Raw genomic sequence first — 18,056 nt, forward strand, 5'->3', positions numbered from 1 at the left:
GCCATGCGCGACAACGTCATCCTCTGGTGGGTCCTGACCGCCTTCTTCGCCCTGGTCGGAGTCGTCTACACCGGCTGGCACATCCTTGCCACGCCGTCCGACAACTTCGCGGCCCGCATCGAGTGGGTCGGCACCGTGGCGCTGTTCTTCGCAGCGTTCATGGGCGCGATGATCGCCTTCTACCTCGACCGCACGCACAAGGCTCAGAACGGCGAGCTGCCTGAAGACGTCCTCACGAGCGACATCGACGACGGAGACCCCGAGCTCGGTGAGTTCAGCCCGTGGTCCTGGTGGCCGATCGTGCTGGCTGGATCCGCGGGTATCTTCGTGGTGGGCCTCGCCGTCGGACAGTTCCTGCTGCCGATCGGCCTGGCGATCTTCGTGGTCGCGATCGTCGGCTGGGTCTACGAGTACTACCGCGGGAACTTCGCCCGCTGACATACAGAGAGAAAGCCCCTGGGATCCCATCCCAGGGGCTTTCTTCATGTCCGCGAGGCCTATGCGCGGGAGCGGATGCGGGCTATGCCGGTCAGGGGGTCGACGGGGCGGCGGTGCACGCCGTCCGCATCCTCTACGGGATAGCCCTCTCTGACCCAGTACTCGAATCCGCCGATCATCTCCCGAACGGCGTATCCGAGCTTCGCGAACTCGAGAGCTCCCTTCGCGCCCGCGTTGCACCCCGGGCTCCAGCAATAGACCACGACGGCCGAGCCGGCCGGGATCTCAGCAGGGGCGCGACTCGCGATCTCGCTGTAGTGCATGTGCGTGGCCCCTGCGACGCGTCCCTGAGCCCATGCCTCGTCGGAGCGGACATCGATGATGACGACGCCGTCCTCGGCCTGCAGGGCGGCGTGCACGTCGCTCGCATCGGTCTCGTAGGCGAGTTTGGCGGCGTAGTACTCGGCGCGATCGATCATGTCCTCAGCCTAGGGAGCCGCCCGTTCTTCTGCCGTCGTCTTCCCGACGCCGACAGACGGTATCCCGCCAATGTCGACGGGGCGTTTCAGAGCTCGACGGTCATCTGCACTCGGCGGCCGTATCGGTCGAGACCGAGAGACGTCTCGGTGTCGACGAGGCCACGCTGGAACGGAGTCTCGGGGATGCTCTCGAGGAAGCCGCACGACGCGTAGAACGGAGCGTTCCAGGGGATCTCCGCAAACGTCCGCAGAGTCATGCGGGTGTAGCCGCGCTCGCGTGCCGCATCGAGGGCGGCGCTGACGAGTCGACGCCCGAAGCCCTGGCGCCCGGAGGAGGGAAGCACGGAGAGCTGCTCGAGGTGCGCATGACCGTCGGCGTCGAGGACGTGCACGAAGCCGACAGGCGAGGAGTCGCTGGGGTCCTCGAGCACGAGCACGAATCCAGGGGTCGCGAGTCGCTCGGCACCGTCGCCTGCGGGCGGCCACTCCGGCGCTCCCAGGCTGGCGATCAGGAGGGCATCAGCCTGCGTCTCGATGGCCTGCAGGACCTCTGCGTCTTCAGCGACGGCCGGTCGGATGACACCACTCATCGCGGATCCTCCGTGATCGCAGCGACGGCTTCGATCTCCACCAGCTGATGGTCGTAGCCGAGCACGGTGACGCCCATGAGGGTGCTCGGCACGTCGTGGTCGCCGAAGGCCGCATGGATGACGTCCCATGCCGCCACCAGATCGGCCTGCGATGAAGACGCCACGAGGACGCGCGTGCTGATGATGTCCGAGAGCGTGGCGCCACTGGCACGCAGCGCGATGTCGAGAGTCTCGACGCAGCGTGACGCCTGTGCGGCGTAGTCGCCGGGGGCGGTCGTGGTGCCGTCGTCTTCAAGGGGGCATGCTCCGGCGAGGAAGATGAGCCGGGAGCCGGCGGGGGCGGTCGCCGCGTAAGCGTAGGGGGCTGCGGCGAGGTCGGCGGAACGGATGAGTTGGACTGCTGAGCTCATGTCACGATCCTGTCACGCGCACATTGAAAGCTCCCGAATGCGAAAGGGCCCTGTCCGAGAATCGAACAGGGCCCTTTCGCGGGGGAGCGGAGATGTTACTCGCCGTCCTCCGACTTCTTCTTGCGAGGCTTCTTCACCGGCTCGGTCGAGATGACCGTGCTGGGAGTGTTCGCCGTCTCATCGACGTGGGTCTCGCTGACGGTGATCGGAGCATCCGGCACGCCTGCGCGCTCGTGAGCGCCCTGGATCTCGGCCGCTTCGGTCTCATCGTTCTGAGCCGTCACGTGATGCTGGTGCGCATCCGCGGCCTCGATCTCGGACTGCGTGAGCGGAGCGAGACGGTCTTCGAAGAACCAGCGTGAGATGGAGGACCGCAGGTTCTCGGTCCACGAGATGCGTCCCTTCGCGTTGGGGCGCACGACCAGCGGCTCGTAGCCGTCGACATCGATGAGCTTCCAGCGGTCGTACTTGTCGACGGGCTGGTGGACCTCGATGAACTCGCCACCGGGGAGGCGGACGATACGGCCGGACTCGAAGCCGTGCAAGACGATCTCGCGGTCCTTCTTCTGCAGTGCGATCGCAATCCGCTTGGCGATGAAGTAGCCGAGAACCGGTCCGACGAACAGCAGAGCCTGAAGCGCGTGGATCACGCCTTCCATCGTGAGCATGAAGTGCGTCGCGATGAGGTCGGACGATGCTGCTGCCCACAGGACGGCGTAGAAGACGACGCCGGCCACGCCGATCGCGGTGCGAGTCGCAGCGTTGCGCGGGCGCTGAGCGATGTGGTGCTCGCGCTTGTCACCCGTGACCCAGGCCTCGATGAACGGATAGATCGCGACGAGCACGATGAACAGACCGAGGACCACCAGCGGCAGCAGGATTCCGAACGACCAGGTGCGATCGAGGAAGACCACGTCGAGGTTCGACGGAGCCAGACGCAGAGCACCGTCGGCGAATCCGATGTACCAGTCAGGCTGTGTACCGGCGGAGACGGGGGAGGGGTCGTACGGGCCGTAGTTCCAGATCGGGTTGATCTGGAAGAACGTCGCCATCAGCACGATCGTGCCGAAGACGATGAACAGGTAGCCGCCCATCTTCGACATGTACACGGGCATCATCGGGTAGCCGACGACGTTGTCGTTCGTGCGGCCGGGGCCGGCGAACTGCGTGTGCTTGTTGACGATCATCAGCATCAGGTGCACGGCGATGAGGCCGATCACCAGCAGCGGAAGCAGCAGGATGTGCAGCGTGTACAGGCGGCCGACGATGGCGGTGCCCGGGAACTCGCCTCCGAAGAGGAGGAACGACGTCCAGGTGCCGATCAGCGGGATGCCCTTGATCATTCCGTCGATGATGCGCAGGCCGTTGCCCGAGAGCAGGTCGTCAGGCAGGGAGTAACCGGTGAAGCCCTCTGCCATCGCGAGGACGAACAGCACGAAGCCGATCACCCAGTTGAGTTCGCGAGGCTTGCGGAACGCGCCCGTGAAGAAGACGCGGAGCATGTGCACGCCGATGCCGGCGACGAAGACCAGCGCGGCCCAGTGGTGGATCTGGCGCACCAGAAGCCCACCGCGGAGGTCGAACGAGATGTTCAGCGACGACTCGAGCGCGGCCGACATCGCGATCCCGCGCATCGGGGCGTAGGCACCCGTGTAATGCGTCTCGACCATGGAGGCCTCGAAGAAGAAGGTCAGGAAGGTTCCCGAGAGGAACACGACCACGAAACTCCACAGCGCGATCTCGCCCAGCATGAACGACCAGTGGTCGGGGAAGATCTTGCGACCGAGCTCCTTGACCAAGCCGGAGATGCTGGTGCGCTCATCGATGTAGTTCGACGCGGCGCCGACGAATCGACCGCCGAGAGGCGCCTTGTTGTCCTTGTCCTCTTTGGACAGCGTTGCGGTGCTCAATGGCGCTCCCAGAAGCTCGGGCCGACGGGCTCGGTGAAGTCACTGCGTGCGACGAGGTAGCCCTCGTCGTCGACGGTGATGGGCAGCTGCGGCAGCGGACGTGCGGCCGGTCCGAAGATGACCTTGGCGTGATCCGTGACGTCGAACTGCGACTGGTGACAGGGGCAGAGGAGGTGGTGTGTCTGCTGCTCGTACAGTGCCACAGGGCACCCGACGTGCGTGCAGACCTTCGAGTACGCGACGATGCCGTCGTACGACCAGTCCTTGCGGTCTTCGGCCTCGATGAGCTGCTCGGGGCGCAGGCGCATCATCAGCACGATGGCCTTGGCCTTCTCCTCGAGGTAGCCGTCATGGTGGCTGAGCTCGGCGAGGTCCTCGGGAATCACGTGGAACGCGGATCCGAGGGTGACATCCGCTGCGCGGATCGGCGTGCCGTCGGGGTCGCGCACGAGACGCTGACCCTTCTCCCACATGGTGTGCTTCAGCAGCACCACCGGGTCGCCCGCGGTGGGGTCATCAGGAGTGCTGTGCGGAGCGAGACCGCGGAAGAGCGTGACTCCGGGGATGATCGAGGCCACGATCGCCGCGAACAGCGAGTTGCGGATCATCGTGCGTCGGCCGAAACCGGATTCCTCGTTCGCCGTGGCGAACGAGGCGATGACGGCCTCTCGCGTCGAGTCCTTGCCCCGGGTGGGGTGGCGGTACTCGATGTGCTCCTTGTCGGCCATCAGCGCCTTGGACCAGTGGATCGCACCGATTCCGATGGCGAGCAGTGCCAGCGAGATGCCGAGACCGATGAAGAGGTTGTTCTGACGGATGTCGATGAGAGCGCCGCTCTCGATCGGGAAGAGCATGTAGGCGGCGACCGCCCAGATGCTTCCCGCCAGCGAAAGGTAGAACAGCGTGTAGACCGTGCGCTCCGCAGCCTTCTCGGCGCGCGGGTCCTTGTCGGTCATCCGCTCGCGGTGCGGCGGCAGCCCCGGGTTCTGCACGGGATCGCTGACTGCGACACCCAGCCCTGGAGAGGGCTGGTAGGCCCTGTCAAGAGCCTGCGAGTCGTCGTCGTGTGCCATGGTGCTCCTCGTACGTTCCTCTTCGATGAATAAGCGTCAGTTGGACTTCGCCGTGATCCACACGGTGATGGCGACGAGCGCGCCGATGCCGAAGATCCAGACGAACAGGCCCTCGGAGACGGGACCGAGCGAACCGAGCGAGAATCCGCCGATCTGCACGGACTGCTGCTGGAAGAGCAGAGCCGAGATGATGTCGCGCTTGTCTTCGTCCGACAGGTTCATGTCGCCGAAGACGGGCATGTTCTGGGGGCCCGTGACCATGGCCGCGTACATGTGCAGCGCGCTGGTCTCGGTCAGTGCCGGGGCGTACTTGCCCTCGGTGAGGGCGCCACCGGCTGCTGCCACGTTGTGGCACATCGCGCAGTTCACGCGGAACAGCTCGGCGCCGTTGGCGACGTCTCCGCCTCCGTCGAGGATGTGGTCCTCGGGGAAGGTCGGGCCGGGAGCCGACTTCTGCACGAAGGACGAGATCGCCAGGATCTGCTCTTCGGTGAACTGCGGCTCCTTCTGGGGAGCCTGCGGTCCCTGCATCTGCAGCGGCATGCGCCCCGTCGACAGCTGGAACTCGGTCGCGAGCTCGCCGACGCCGTAGAGGCTCGGTCCGTTCGCAGTGCCCTGCAGATCGAGACCGTGGCAGGTGGCGCAGTTCGCCGTGAACAGCTTCTCGCCGTCCTCGACCGTGAGCGTGCTCGCAGCAGTGGTCTGGGTGTCGGTCGCAGCGAAGGCTGCGGACGTTCCGGCGTATACCGCGCCGGTGATCATGAGGCCTGCTCCGATGAGCGCTGCCGCAGCCAGTGGGCTGCGACGGCCATTCGAACGGCGCTTCTTCTCTCGTGCCATCTCGGGGATCAGCTCCGCTCTTATTTCAGGAAGTAGATAACGACGAACAGCACGATCCAGACGACGTCGACGAAGTGCCAGTAGTAGGACACCACGATCGAGGACGTCGCCTCTTTGTGCCGGAAATTCTTGACGGCGTATGCACGCCCGATGACGAGGAGGAACGCGATCAGACCGCCGGTGACGTGCAGGGCGTGGAAGCCCGTCGTGATGTAGAAGGCGGATGCGTACGAGTCAGCGCTGATCGGCATGCCCTCCGCGACGAGCTGTGCGTACTCCCACACCTGACCGGAGACGAAGATCGCACCGAGGGCGAAGGTGAGGAAGAACCACTCGACCATGCCCCAGCCGAACAGGCGACGGCGACCTGCGCCGTTCTTCTGCCCCTTGGCGATGCGGTACGGCTGCAGATCCTCAGCCGCGAACACGCCCATCTGGCAGGTGAACGAGGAGAGCACGAGGATCGCCGTGTTCGCGAACGCGAACGGAACGTTCAGCAGTTCGGTGCGGTCGGCCCAGAGCTCGGGAGAGGTGCTGCGGAGAGTGAAGTAGATCGCGAAGAGTCCCGCGAAGAACATCACCTCGCTGCCGAGCCACACAATGGTGCCGACAGCTACCGGGTTGGGGCGCTTGATCGTTCTTGCCGCCGGGGCATACGTCGCTGAGGTCGTCACCCTTCCATTATGGCCGATCCGCGGGCATGATTCTCGCACCGGGGACCCCGGTTTCGCCTTCGATCGACTTAGGCAACCCTAAGAAAACGCTGCGAATCCTCGGTGAATACGCGGGAAACGCGGGATGGTCGATGCTCGACTCGTGCTCGGGAAGAGTCTGCACGTTTTCCCGGCGCCGATAGGATCGCACACATGGCTGATTCCCTGACCTGGTCCGACGTGCTCACCACTCTTCTGGAGCGTCGTGATCTCAGCGTCTGGGAGTCGACATGGGCGATGCGCCAGATCATGCGCGGCGACGTGACTCAGGCTCAGCTCGCCGGCTTCCTCGTCGCTCTCCGAGCCAAGGGGGAGACGATCGACGAGATCGTCGGCTTCCGCGACGCCATCCTCGAGGCCGCGGTCCCGCTGCCCGTGTCGCCCGACGTTCTCGACATCGTCGGCACCGGCGGCGACCGTGTCGGCACGGTCAACGTCTCGACGACGGCCGCAGTCATCATCGGCGCCACCGGCATCCCGGTCGTCAAGCACGGAAATCGTGCCGCCAGCTCGGCCTCTGGGTCGTCTGACGTGCTGAGCGCACTCGGGCTGGAACTCACTCTCGATCCCGCGGCGGTCTCGACGATCCTCGACCGCACGGGCATCACCTTCGCCTGGGCGGGCGCCTTCCATCCGGGTTTCAAGCACGCGGGCGCCGTGCGCGCCGAACTCGGCGTCCCCACCGTATTCAACATGCTCGGCCCGCTGTGCAACCCCGCTCGCGCGGAGGCGAACGCGGTCGGCGTGGCGCAGCTGGAACGCGTTCCCCTCATCACAGGCGTGTTCCGCACGCGAGGCGCGACGGCGCTGGTGTTCCGTGGAGACGACGGACTCGACGAGCTGACCACCACGGGGCACAGTCGCATCTGGGAGGTCACGCGCGGCGACATCCACGAGCACGACCTCGACCCGCGCGACCTCGGCATCCCGATCGCAGACCTCGCGGACCTGATCGGCGGGACACCCGATCACAACGCCGCAGTGCTGCGCAGGACGCTCGAGGGTGAGAAGGGGGCAGTGCGAGACATCGTCCTGCTCAATGCCGCCGCCGGGATCGTCGCGTTCGAGCTCTCCCAGGATGCGACGCAGGTGCAGCGCCCGATCCTCGAGCGGCTCCGTGCGGGGTACGAGCGAGCAGCCGCTGCGGTCGACGACGGCCGCGCCGTCGCGAAGCTCGATGAGTGGATCGGCGTGAGCCGCGAGCTCGCGTCGGCGTAGACAGCACGATGGACCCCGTAGCCGCTCTGCTCGAGATCGCCTCGCTGCTCGAGCGCGAACGGGCATCTCGCTATCGGGCGAAGGCCTTCCGGCAGGCCGCGGCCACTCTGCAGCAGCTGCCGGAGGATGTCCGCACGGATCCGACGAGGCTGCGCGCTGCGAAGGGGATCGGCGAGTCGACGTTCGCGGTCATCCGGCAGGCTCAGAGCGGAGACGTCCCCGACTACCTCGTCGAGCTGCGCGGCGATGTCGAGCCCGAGCGGGTATCCGCGCTGAGGGCGAAGCTGCGCGGAGATCTGCACGCCCATACGGACTGGTCGGACGGCACGACGCCCATCCCCGTGATGGCGGCGGCGGCGCGAGCACTCGGACACGAATACCAGGCGATCACCGACCACTCGCCGCGCCTCAGGGTCGCCCGCGGGCTCTCACCCGAAAGACTTCGCGAGCAGATCCCGCTCGTGCGCGCCGAGTCGGGGGATGGGTTCACGCTGCTCGCCGGCATCGAGGTCGACATCCTCGAAGACGGCGCCCTCGACCAGGACGATGCTCTGCTCGGCGAGCTCGACATCGTCGTGGCATCCGTGCATTCCAAACTCCGCATGGACGCGAGGCCGATGACGGCCCGCATGATCGCAGCCGTCTCGCATCCGCGTGTCAACGTCCTTGGCCATTGCACGGGCCGCCTCGTCCAGGGCGAACGCGGCACTCGCCCCGAATCCCAGTTCGATGCGGCGGCCGTCTTCGCGGCGTGCGCGGAGAACGGAGTGGCCGTCGAGATCAACTCGCGACCCGAACGACAGGATCCGCCCGACGAACTGATTGCGATCGCGTTGCAGGCGGGCTGCCTGTTCTCGATCGATTCGGACGCGCACGCACCGGGTCAGCTCTCGCTGCTCGACCACGGTGCGGAACGGGCGGAGCGAGCCGGCGTCCCCGCATCGAGGATCGTCACCACCTGGGGACTCGACCGGCTGCTCGCCTGGGCGAGCTGAGTCAGCCTTCGATCGTCGCGATCGCGGCGACGGCGCGGGTCATCGAGCCTCCGAGGTTCCACTTCTCGGCGAGCGCGGTCGCAGCGTCGACCTCGGCCGGGTCGAGCGGGCGGAGCGCGTCGCTCGGGGCCACGATCTCGAGGTCGGGCGCCACGGCGACGACGGTCGGCGCCACATCGAGGTAGTCCGCCGCGGCGAGGATCTTCCCGCGGACTCCGGCGCTCATGCCCTCGCCGGCCTCGGCCGCCTCTCGGATGCCGACCAGGTCGCCGTGGGCCTGCAAGAGCGTGGCCGCGGTCTTCTCTCCGACGCCTGCGACGCCGGGCAGCCCGTCGGACGCGTCGCCGCGCATCGTGGCGAAGTCGGCGTACTGGCTGGGCAGCACACCGTACTTCGCCACCACGACGGCATCCGTGACGATCTCGAGGTTGCTCATTCCCCGAGCCGTATAGATGACGCGGATGTTCCTCGAGTCGTCGACGAGCTGGAACAGATCCCGATCGCCCGTGACGATGTCGACCGGCATGGTCGCGTGCGTCGCCAGGGTGCCGATGACGTCATCGGCCTCGTGCTCGGCGACGCCGATGATCGGGATGCCGAGCGCTCCCAGCGTCTGACGGATCAGCGGGATCTGCGACTCGAGGGGATCGGGGACCTCCTCGACGTCGGGCCCGGCGGCGACGACCTCGACGACTCGATGCCCCTTGTAGCTCGGGATCAGATCGACGCGCCACTGCGGTCGCCAGTCGTCGTCCCAGCACGCGACCACGTGGGTCGGCTCGTACAGCGTGACCAGCTTCGCGATGATGTCGAGCAGCCCTCGGACGGCGTTGATGGGAGAGCCGTCGGGTGCCGTGACCTTGTCGGGCACTCCGTAGAAGGCGCGGAAGTAGAGGCTTGCGGTGTCGAGCAGGAGGAGCTTGTCGGCGCGGGGCATGCAGACAGTCTGTCAGCGTGCCCGGCGGGGATGGTATCGAGTCCGTCATATCGCCCCGTGATCTGATAGCCTTGATTGTCACTCGTGGCGTGCCTGTGCATGCCCTGGTGTCGAAAACCAAATCAATCGCTGCAGAGCTCATCATCGGTCGTGCGCGGCCGGAGCCCTCAGCCCGAGTCTCCATTCACAAGGACAACCCACTACATGACTACCGCAACGACCGCCCCGGCCACCAAGCAGGTCGCGATCAATGACATCGGATCTGCTGAAGACTTCCTGGCCGCGGTCGAGAAGACCCTGAAGTTCTTCAACGACGGCGACATCATCGAGGGAACGATCGTCAAGATCGACCGCGATGAGGTCCTCCTCGACGTCGGATACAAGACCGAGGGTGTCATCCCCTCGCGCGAGCTCTCGATCAAGCACGACGTCGACCCGAACGAGGTCGTCAAGGTCGGCGACGAGGTCGAGGCCCTGGTTCTCCAGAAGGAGGACAAGGAAGGCCGTCTGATCCTCTCCAAGAAGCGTGCGCAGTACGAGCGCGCTTGGGGGGACGTCGAGAAGATCAAGGAGAACGACGGCGTCGTCACCGGAACGGTCATCGAGGTCGTCAAGGGTGGACTCATCGTCGACATCGGCCTCCGTGGCTTCCTGCCGGCCTCGCTCATCGAGCTGCGCCGCGTCCGCGACCTCACGCCGTACCTCGGCCAGGAGATCGAGGCCAAGATCCTCGAGCTCGACAAGAACCGCAACAACGTCGTGCTCAGCCGCCGTGCGCTGCTCGAGCAGACGCAGTCGGAGTCGCGTACCACGTTCCTGAACAACCTTCACAAGGGTCAGGTCCGCAAGGGTGTCGTGTCGTCGATCGTCAACTTCGGTGCGTTCGTCGACCTGGGCGGCGTGGACGGCCTCGTGCACGTCTCCGAGCTGTCCTGGAAGCACATCGAGCACGCCTCCGAGGTCGTCGAGGTTGGCCAGGAGGTCACCGTCGAGATCCTCGAGGTCGACCTCGACCGCGAGCGCGTCTCCCTGTCGCTGAAGGCGACGCAGGAGGACCCGTGGCAGGTCTTCGCCCGCACCCACGCGATCGGTCAGGTCACGCCGGGTAAGGTCACCAAGCTCGTTCCGTTCGGTGCGTTCGTTCGCGTCGCAGACGGCATCGAGGGCCTCGTCCACATCTCCGAGCTCTCCAGCAAGCACGTCGAGCTGGCCGAGCAGGTCGTGTCGGTCGGCGAAGAGGTCTTCGTCAAGGTCATCGACATCGACCTCGAGCGTCGCCGCATCTCGCTCTCGCTGAAGCAGGCGAACGAGGCCGTCGACGTCAACGGCACCGAGTTCGACCCGGCGCTCTACGGCATGCTCGCCGAGTACGACGAGGCCGGCGAGTACAAGTACCCGGAGGGCTTCGACCCCGAGACCGGTGCATGGAAGGAAGGCTTCGACACCCAGCGCGAGGCATGGGAGCAGGAGTACGCTGCAGCCCAGGCTCGCTGGGAGGCTCACAAGGCTCAGGTTGCCAAGGCAGCCGAGGCCGAGGCGGCCGCTGGCGACGACTTCGGTGGCCAGGTCTTCTCGAGCGAGGTCGCAGGCGCGGGCACGCTCGCGGATGACGAGGCTCTCGCCGCTCTGCGCGAGAAGCTCTCGGGCGGCAACGCTTAAGCATCACGCTCTGAACGGGCCGTCATCCTTCGGGATGGCGGCCCGTTCTGCGTATCCGCGGGTTCAGGCGGCTACGTGACCGAACATTACGACGGCATTCGTGACAATCCGGGCGGTTGGACACCATGGGGTCATGACATCTCTGCTCTCGGGGCCCTCCTCGGCTGGCGCGTCGGCGATCGCCGGCACTGCGCAGCCGGTGCGCCTGCAGGGAGTGGCGCGCAGCTTCCCGCTCTCCCGGGGCAGTCGCGAGGTGCTCCGAGGGGTCGACGTCGACGTCGCTGCCGGCGAGATCGTCGCCATCGTCGGACCCTCCGGGTGTGGGAAGTCGACGTTGCTGCGTCTGGTCGGGGGACTGGATGCTCCGACCGGGGGCAGCATCCGCATCGACGATTCGCACGTGGCCGATGTCGACGAGCGCACCGCCGTGGCATTCCAGGAGCCACGACTGCTTCCCTGGCGGACCATCGCGCAGAACATCGAACTGGGTCTGCCTCGAGGCACTGCCCGCCGCGAAGGCCGCGAGCGGGTGCGGGAGCTCATAGAGCTCGTCGGCCTCGAGCAGGCCGCCGACCAGCGGCCGCGCGAAGTGTCGGGCGGTATGGCGCAGCGGACTTCGCTCGCGCGCGCCCTCGCTCGGAACCCCGGAGTGCTGCTGCTGGATGAGCCGTTCGGCGCACTCGATGCGCTCACCCGACTGCGGATGCACGATCTGCTCCTGAAGATCCATGCGGCCGAGCCGACCACCGTCCTCCTCGTCACCCACGACGTCGAAGAGGCCCTCTATCTCGCCGATCGGGTGCTGCTGCTGCGCACTCTCGGCGATGCCGACACGGAGGCGCCGTCGATCGCGCGCGCCATCACCGTGCCGGGCATCCGCCCTCGAGACCGCGCCGATCGCGGTCTCGCCGACCTCCGTGCCGAGCTCCTAGAGGGACTCGGCGTCGACACCCACCACCGCACTGCCACCGAGGAGACCCGATGAGCACCATCACCCGCCGAATCGTCCCTGCGATCGCGATCGCAGGGACGATGATGCTCGTCGCCACCGGCTGCGTCGCCGGGGAGAACGCCACGGCCTCTGACTCATCGACGGACGATGCGGCCGCAACGGGCGAATGGTCAGCAGACACGCTCTCCATCGACTTCGCGACGTACAATCCCCTCAGCCTGGTGATCCGCGACCAGGGCATCCTCGAGGAGATCCTCGGCGATGATGTGGCGGTCGAGTGGGTGCAGTCCGCCGGCTCAAACAAGGCGAACGAGCTGCTCCGCTCCGGCTCGATCGATGTGGGCTCGACGGCCGGCTCAGCCGCGTTGCTGGCCCGCTCGAACGGTTCGCCCATCCAGGTCATCGACATCTTCTCGCAGCCGGAGTGGTCGGCGATCGTGGTCGGCCCCGACAGTGACATCGCCTCGGTGGAGGATCTCGCGGGCAAGTCGGTCGCCGCGACGAAGGGAACGGATCCCTACTTCTTCCTGCTCCAGTCGCTCGAGGAGGCGGGACTCTCGGTCGACGACGTCGAGGTGCAGAACCTCCAGCATGCCGATGGACGCGCTGCTCTCGACGGCGGTTCGGTGGACGCCTGGGCGGGCCTCGACCCCATCATGGCCGCGGCCGAGGTGGAATCCGGCGACCAGCTCATCTACCGCAACGTGGACTTCAACACCTACGGGTTCCTCAACGCCACCGAGGACTTCATCGAGAACCACGCCGACCTCGCGCAGGCGGTCGTCAACGCGTACGAGCAGGCACGTGAGTGGGCGCTCGAGAACCCCGACGAGACCGCGGCACTGCTGGCCGAGGTCGCAGGAATCGACATCGAGGTCGCGACCACCGTGATCGAGGAGCGCTCGAACCTCGACGTCAGCGGCATCCCGGGCGAGGCGCAGATCGCCGTGCTCGAGAAGATCGCGCCGGTGCTCGTCGCGTCAGGCGATGTTCAGGGCGGCGAGGAGTCGGTCGACAAGGCCCTCGACTCGATCGTCAACGCCACGTTCGCAGAGAAGGCGGTCGGAGGCGAGTGATCGTTCCCGACCAGCGGGTGGTGGTGCCCGCGGATGCGCAGGAGGCTCTCGACGCGGCGAGCGGAGTCCGCCGACGCGACGAAGCCGGTGCGCGTCATGCGTGGGATCGACCCGCCGTGCGCGTCATAGGCGGACTGCTGCTGCCGCTCGTCATCCTCGGGGCGTGGCAGATGGCCACGGCCACGGGTCTCGTCGCGCCGTATCTGCTGCCGTCGCCGGCATCCGTCTTCACCGCGGGTGCCGAGCTGGCCGAACGCGGCGTGCTCTGGACCCACATCGCGATCTCCGTCCAGCGCGTGCTGCTCGGGTTCGCGGTCGGGTCCGTGGTCGGACTCGCGGCCGCAGGCATCGTCGGACTGTCGAGGATCGGCGACGTGCTGCTCAGTCCCACCCTCTCGGCGATCCGAGCGGTGCCGTCGCTGGCCTGGGTTCCGCTGCTGATCCTCTGGATGCAGATCGGCGAGGAGTCCAAGGTGACGCTGATCGCCATCGGCGCCTTCTTCCCGGTCTACACCACCGTGGCGTCGGCGCTCCGCCACGTCGACCCGCAGCTCGTCGAGGCAGGGCGGTCGTTCAGCCTGCGCGGCTGGTCTCTCTTCCGCACGGTGCAGCTGCCCGCCGTCGTGCCGTCGGTCGCGGCAGGTCTCCGCCTCGCGCTCGCTCAGGCATGGCTGTTCCTCGTCGCCGCCGAGCTCATCGCATCGTCGATGGGACTCGGGTTCCTGCTGACCGACTCGCAGAACAGCGGACGCGTCGACAGGATCATCCTCTCGATCGTTCTGCTCGCCCTTCTCGGCACGATCACCAACGCGATCCTCGTGCTGGTCGAGAAGTACCTGCTCCGCCGGTGGATATGACCATGACCGAGGCCCGTCTGCACGAGACTCGTGCGTATCCCGCTCCCGCCGCGTTCGCTGCGCAGGCGAACGTCACACAGGAGGCGTATGCGAGGGCCGCAGCCGATCCTGTCGCCTTCTGGGAGCAGGCGGCTCATCGACTCGACTGGGCCGAGCCATGGCACACGGCACACGAGTGGGATCCGCCCGCGCGAGACGCCGTTCCGGCCGCTCGCTGGTTCGTGGGCGGGCGACTCAACGTCGCATACAACTGTGTCGATCGTCACGTCGTCGATGGCCGCGGCGACAGGGTCGCGCTGCACTTCGAAGGCGAGCCGGGCGACCGGACCTCAGTCACCTACGCCGATCTGCAGCGTCGCGTCTCGCAGGCGGCGAACGCTCTGACGGCGCTCGGCATCGAGGCAGGCGACCGCGTGGTCATCTACCTGCCAGTGCTGATCGAGACGGTCGTCATCACACTCGCTTGCGCGCGCATCGGTGCGGTGCATTCGCTCGTCTTCGGCGGCTTCTCGGCTGAGGCCGTGCGATTCAGGCTCATCGACACCGGCGCCAAGCTGCTCGTGACCAGCGACGGGCAGTTCCGCCGAGGCACTGCGACCGAGGTCAAGTCGACGGCGGATCTCGCGGCAGCGGATCTGCCCGATCTCGAGCACGTGCTGGTTCTGCGGCGCACAGGGCACGACGTTCCCTGGACGGACGGCCGGGACGTGTGGTGGCACGACGTGGTCGAGACCGCCTCACGCGAGCATGAGGCTCTCGCGTTCGACGCGGAGCACCCGCTCTTCATCATCTACACGTCAGGGACCACGGGAAAGCCCAAGGGCCTGGTGCACACCTCCGGCGGGTACCTGACGCACGCGAGCTGGGCTCACTGGGCGCACTTCGACGCGAAACCCGACGACGTGCACTGGTGCACGGCTGATCTGGCCTGGGTCACCGCGCACACGTATGAGATCTACGGGCCTCTCTCGAACGGCCTCACCCAGGTGATCTACGAGGGGACGCCGGACACCCCCGATCGCGAACGGCATCTCGAGATCATCGAGCGCTACGGCGTGACCGTGTACTACACCGCGCCGACACTGATCCGCACGTTCATGACCTGGTTCGGCGCAGACCTGCCGTCGGGCCATGATCTCTCCACTCTGCGTCTGCTCGGCACCGTCGGCGAGGCGATCAACCCCGAAGCCTGGATCTGGTTCCGACGCAACTTCGGTCGCAACGAGCTGCCGATCGTCGACACCTGGTGGCAGTCCGAGACCGGGGCGGCGATGATCGCGCCGCTGCCCGGCGTCACGACACTGAAGCCAGGGTCGGCCACCGTGCCGCTGCCGGGGATCGACGCGACGGTCGTGGACGCGAACGGCGATGAGGTCGCCCCCGGGCGATCCGGAACGCTGGTGGTGCGCCGCCCGTGGCCGGGTATGGCGCGGACGGTGTGGGGCGACCCGCAGCGGTACCGCGATGCATACTGGTCGACGTATGCAGGGCACGGCGAACATGGCGGCTACTACGTGGCGGGTGACGGCGCGACCAGAGACGCCGACGGCTGCATCTGGATCCTCGGACGCCTCGACGACGTGGTGAACGTCTCGGGCCACAGACTCTCGACGATCGAGATCGAGTCGGCGCTGGTCGCCCACGAGACGGTCGGCGAGGCGGGAACGGCGGGTGTCGGCGACCCCGTGACGGGCCAGGCGGTGGTCGCGTTCGTGACGCCTTCCGGACGAGCGGACGTGTCGACGACCGCGCTGCGGTCGCAGGTGGCGACCGCCATCGGGCCCGTCGCCAAGCCGAAGCACATCGTCGTGGTCGCCGATCTGCCCAAGACCCGCTCGGGCAAGATCATGCGCCGCCTTCTCGCTCAGCTGTGGGAGGCAGAGCAGGATCGCCGGGCCGGACGAGCGCCCACCCCACTGGGTGATACGACATCGCTGCAGAATCCGTGGGCCGTCGGCGACATCGCTGCCGTGCTCGAGAACGCTGAACTGAGGACATCATGACGGAAGAACATCGCTTCGGGTTTCGCACGAGGGCTCTCCACGCGGGCGGAACGCCCGACGCCGCGACGGGCGCCCGTGCAGTGCCGATCTACCAGACGACGTCGTTCGTGTTCGACGACGCCGCTGACGCCGGCAACCTCTTCGCGTTGCAGAAGTACGGCAACATCTACTCGCGCATCGGAAATCCCACCGTCGCCGCTCTGGAAGAGCGCCTCGCGTCGCTCGAGGGCGGGATCGGCGCGGTCGCGACGGCATCCGGCATGAGCGCGGAGTTCATCACGTTCGCCGCCCTCGTCGGCGCAGGCGACCACGTGGTCGCCGCGGCCCAGCTGTACGGCGGCACGGTGACCCAGCTCGACGTCACGCTGCGCCGATTCGGCGTGCAGACGACCTTCGTCGCCTCCACCGACCCCGCCGACTACGCTGCCGCGATCCGCCCGGAGACCAAGGTCGTCTACGTCGAGATGATCGGCAATCCCTCCGGCGAGATCGCCGACATCGAGGGCTTGGCGGAGGTCGCTCATGCCGCAGGAGTGCCGCTGGTCGTCGACGCGACGCTCGCCACCCCGTACCTCGCTCGTCCGCTCGAGCATGGCGCCGACATCGTGATCCACTCGGTCACGAAGTTTCTCGGCGGCCACGGCACCACGCTCGGTGGCGTCGTGATCGAGAAGGGCACCTTCGATTGGGGCAACGGACGGTTCCCGCAGATGACGGAGCCGGTCGAGTCCTACGGCGGCATCAAGTGGTGGGACAACTTCGGCGAGTACGGGTTCCTCACCAAGCTCCGCACCGAGCAGCTCCGTGACATCGGCCCCGCGCTCAGCGCGCAGTCGGCATTCAACCTCCTGCAGGGAGTCGAGACGCTGCCGCAGCGCATCGATGCGCACCTCGCGAACGCACGGATCGTGGCCGAGTGGCTCGATTCCGACCCTCGGGTCGACTATGTGACCTGGGCGGGTCTCGCTCATCACCCGCACCACGAGCGTGCCGCGAAGTACCTGCCGCTCGGCCCCGGTTCGGTGTTCGCCTTCGGGGTGAAGGCCGACGACGGCCGCGCAGCGGGGGAGACGCTCATCGAGAACCTGCAGCTGGCGTCGCATCTCGCGAACATCGGCGATGCGCGCACGCTCGTCATCCACCCTGCATCCACCACCCACCGGCAGCTCACGGAATCGCAGCTCGAAGCCGCGGGCGTGCGCCCCGACCTGATTCGGATCTCTGTGGGCCTCGAGGACGCCGAAGACATCATCTGGGATCTCGATCAGGGCCTCACGACAGCGACAGGAGCGACCCGATGAGCGGAATCGAGACCACAGGGGTCGACGCCTGCGAGCTTCCGACTGCGCAGGAGACCGCATCCTGCGCACTCCCCGGGTCTTCGTCGTCGCCCCTCGGTCGCACCTGGACCGGCCCCAGTCAGCAGGAGCGGTTCGGCATCCTCCGCCGCGCGACGTCCATCGCCATCGTCGGCGCATCGAACAACCCCGCGCGTGCGTCGTACTTCGTCGCGACCTACCTGCTCTCCAGCACCGCCTATGACGTCTACCTCGTCAACCCGCGCGAATCGGAGATCCTCGGTCAGCCGGTCTACGCCTCGCTCTCCGACCTGCCTGTGGTGCCAGACATCGTCGACGTCTTCCGCCGGCACGACGACCTGCCGGGAGTCGCCCAGGAGGCGATCGAGGCCGGCGCGCAGACGCTCTGGCTGCAGCTGGGGTCATGGAACGAGGATGCCGCTGCCATCGCCGAAGGCGCGGGGCTCTCGGTCGTGATGGACCGGTGCATCAAGATCGAACATGCCCGCTTCCACGGGGGGCTCCACCTCGCCGGATTCGACACCGGGGTCATCAGCTCACGTCGGCAGCTGCTGGCGCGATGACCCGCGTTCGCGGCCGAGCCTAGA

18 protein-coding genes are annotated in these 18,056 nt (G+C 66.9%); 10 read left to right on the plus strand and 8 right to left on the minus strand.

Annotated features, from left to right (window positions below; translation table 11 throughout):
• The first annotated feature begins 3 nt into the window (after positions 1 to 3).
• Positions 4 to 438: a cytochrome c oxidase subunit 4 gene (locus RQG82_RS11635; RefSeq protein WP_311259242.1), complete on the plus strand. Its 435-nt coding sequence runs from the start codon at positions 4 to 6 to the stop codon at positions 436 to 438.
• A gap of 59 nt (positions 439 to 497) precedes the next feature.
• On the opposite strand, the gene RQG82_RS11640 is transcribed toward RQG82_RS11635, so the two are convergent.
• From RQG82_RS11640 to RQG82_RS11670, 7 genes are all read right to left on the minus strand, one after another.
• The gene (locus RQG82_RS11640) at positions 498 to 917 is read right to left on the minus strand and encodes a rhodanese-like domain-containing protein (protein WP_311259243.1); all 420 of its coding nucleotides are present in this window, start codon (positions 915 to 917) and stop codon (positions 498 to 500) included.
• Positions 918 to 1,003: 86 nt separating this feature from the next.
• The gene (locus tag RQG82_RS11645) at positions 1,004 to 1,507 is read right to left on the minus strand and encodes a GNAT family N-acetyltransferase (protein ID WP_311259244.1); all 504 of its coding nucleotides are present in this window, start codon (positions 1,505 to 1,507) and stop codon (positions 1,004 to 1,006) included.
• Positions 1,504 to 1,917, minus strand: coding sequence for a Rid family hydrolase (locus RQG82_RS11650; RefSeq protein WP_311259245.1), 414 nt, complete (start codon positions 1,915 to 1,917; stop codon positions 1,504 to 1,506). Before RQG82_RS11650 ends, RQG82_RS11645 begins: the two co-directional genes overlap by 4 nt.
• A gap of 95 nt (positions 1,918 to 2,012) precedes the next feature.
• Complete coding sequence (locus RQG82_RS11655; protein WP_311259246.1) at positions 2,013 to 3,827, minus strand: cytochrome bc complex cytochrome b subunit; 1,815 nt, start codon at positions 3,825 to 3,827, stop codon at positions 2,013 to 2,015.
• Entirely contained in the window at positions 3,824 to 4,900 is a 1,077-nt protein-coding gene (locus RQG82_RS11660) for a Rieske 2Fe-2S domain-containing protein (protein WP_311259247.1), read from the minus strand. Before RQG82_RS11660 ends, RQG82_RS11655 begins: the two co-directional genes overlap by 4 nt.
• Positions 4,901 to 4,936: 36 nt before the next feature.
• Complete coding sequence (locus tag RQG82_RS11665) at positions 4,937 to 5,740, minus strand: c-type cytochrome (RefSeq protein WP_311259248.1); 804 nt, start codon at positions 5,738 to 5,740, stop codon at positions 4,937 to 4,939.
• A gap of 20 nt (positions 5,741 to 5,760) precedes the next feature.
• Positions 5,761 to 6,318: a heme-copper oxidase subunit III gene (locus tag RQG82_RS11670; RefSeq protein ID WP_311259476.1), complete on the minus strand. Its 558-nt coding sequence runs from the start codon at positions 6,316 to 6,318 to the stop codon at positions 5,761 to 5,763.
• 288 nt (positions 6,319 to 6,606) lie between these two features.
• Between RQG82_RS11670 and trpD the strand changes: the two genes are divergently transcribed.
• On the plus strand, positions 6,607 to 7,671 hold the full coding sequence (gene trpD / locus RQG82_RS11675; protein ID WP_311259249.1) for an anthranilate phosphoribosyltransferase: 1,065 nt from the start codon (positions 6,607 to 6,609) through the stop codon (positions 7,669 to 7,671).
• A gap of 8 nt (positions 7,672 to 7,679) precedes the next feature.
• Positions 7,680 to 8,666, plus strand: coding sequence for a PHP domain-containing protein (locus RQG82_RS11680; RefSeq protein ID WP_311259250.1), 987 nt, complete (start codon positions 7,680 to 7,682; stop codon positions 8,664 to 8,666).
• Between the two features lies 1 nt (position 8,667).
• Here RQG82_RS11680 and RQG82_RS11685 read toward each other — a convergent pair whose 3' ends face one another.
• Positions 8,668 to 9,603, minus strand: a complete 936-nt coding sequence (locus RQG82_RS11685; protein ID WP_311259251.1) for a 5'-3' exonuclease — start codon at positions 9,601 to 9,603, stop codon at positions 8,668 to 8,670.
• A 204-nt stretch (positions 9,604 to 9,807) separates the two neighbouring features.
• Between RQG82_RS11685 and rpsA the strand changes: the two genes are divergently transcribed.
• The 7 genes from rpsA to RQG82_RS11720 all read left to right on the plus strand — a co-directional run bounded on the left by rpsA (position 9,808) and on the right by RQG82_RS11720 (position 18,032).
• The gene (gene rpsA, locus RQG82_RS11690; protein WP_056377208.1) at positions 9,808 to 11,262 is read left to right on the plus strand and encodes a 30S ribosomal protein S1; all 1,455 of its coding nucleotides are present in this window, start codon (positions 9,808 to 9,810) and stop codon (positions 11,260 to 11,262) included.
• Positions 11,263 to 11,395: 133 nt separating this feature from the next.
• Positions 11,396 to 12,247 carry an ABC transporter ATP-binding protein gene (locus tag RQG82_RS11695; protein ID WP_311259252.1) on the plus strand — a complete coding sequence of 284 codons (852 nt, stop codon included), beginning with the start codon at positions 11,396 to 11,398 and terminating at the stop codon, positions 12,245 to 12,247.
• Complete coding sequence (locus RQG82_RS11700; RefSeq protein WP_311259253.1) at positions 12,244 to 13,290, plus strand: aliphatic sulfonate ABC transporter substrate-binding protein; 1,047 nt, start codon at positions 12,244 to 12,246, stop codon at positions 13,288 to 13,290. The genes RQG82_RS11695 and RQG82_RS11700 overlap by 4 nt, the downstream gene beginning before the upstream one ends.
• Positions 13,287 to 14,147, plus strand: coding sequence for an ABC transporter permease (locus RQG82_RS11705; protein ID WP_311259254.1), 861 nt, complete (start codon positions 13,287 to 13,289; stop codon positions 14,145 to 14,147). Before RQG82_RS11700 ends, RQG82_RS11705 begins: the two co-directional genes overlap by 4 nt.
• The gene (gene acs, locus RQG82_RS11710) at positions 14,144 to 16,150 is read left to right on the plus strand and encodes an acetate--CoA ligase (RefSeq protein WP_396653612.1); all 2,007 of its coding nucleotides are present in this window, start codon (positions 14,144 to 14,146) and stop codon (positions 16,148 to 16,150) included. Before RQG82_RS11705 ends, acs begins: the two co-directional genes overlap by 4 nt.
• A complete protein-coding gene (locus tag RQG82_RS11715; RefSeq protein ID WP_311259256.1) occupies positions 16,147 to 17,451 on the plus strand; it encodes an O-acetylhomoserine aminocarboxypropyltransferase/cysteine synthase family protein in 1,305 nt (434 codons plus the stop codon). Before acs ends, RQG82_RS11715 begins: the two co-directional genes overlap by 4 nt.
• Positions 17,448 to 18,032, plus strand: coding sequence for a CoA-binding protein (locus RQG82_RS11720; protein WP_311259257.1), 585 nt, complete (start codon positions 17,448 to 17,450; stop codon positions 18,030 to 18,032). The genes RQG82_RS11715 and RQG82_RS11720 overlap by 4 nt, the downstream gene beginning before the upstream one ends.
• Positions 18,033 to 18,056 lie beyond the last annotated feature (24 nt).

This window comes from Microbacterium sp. WCS2018Hpa-9, assembly GCF_031843745.1.
Taxonomy (GTDB): domain Bacteria; phylum Actinomycetota; class Actinomycetes; order Actinomycetales; family Microbacteriaceae; genus Microbacterium.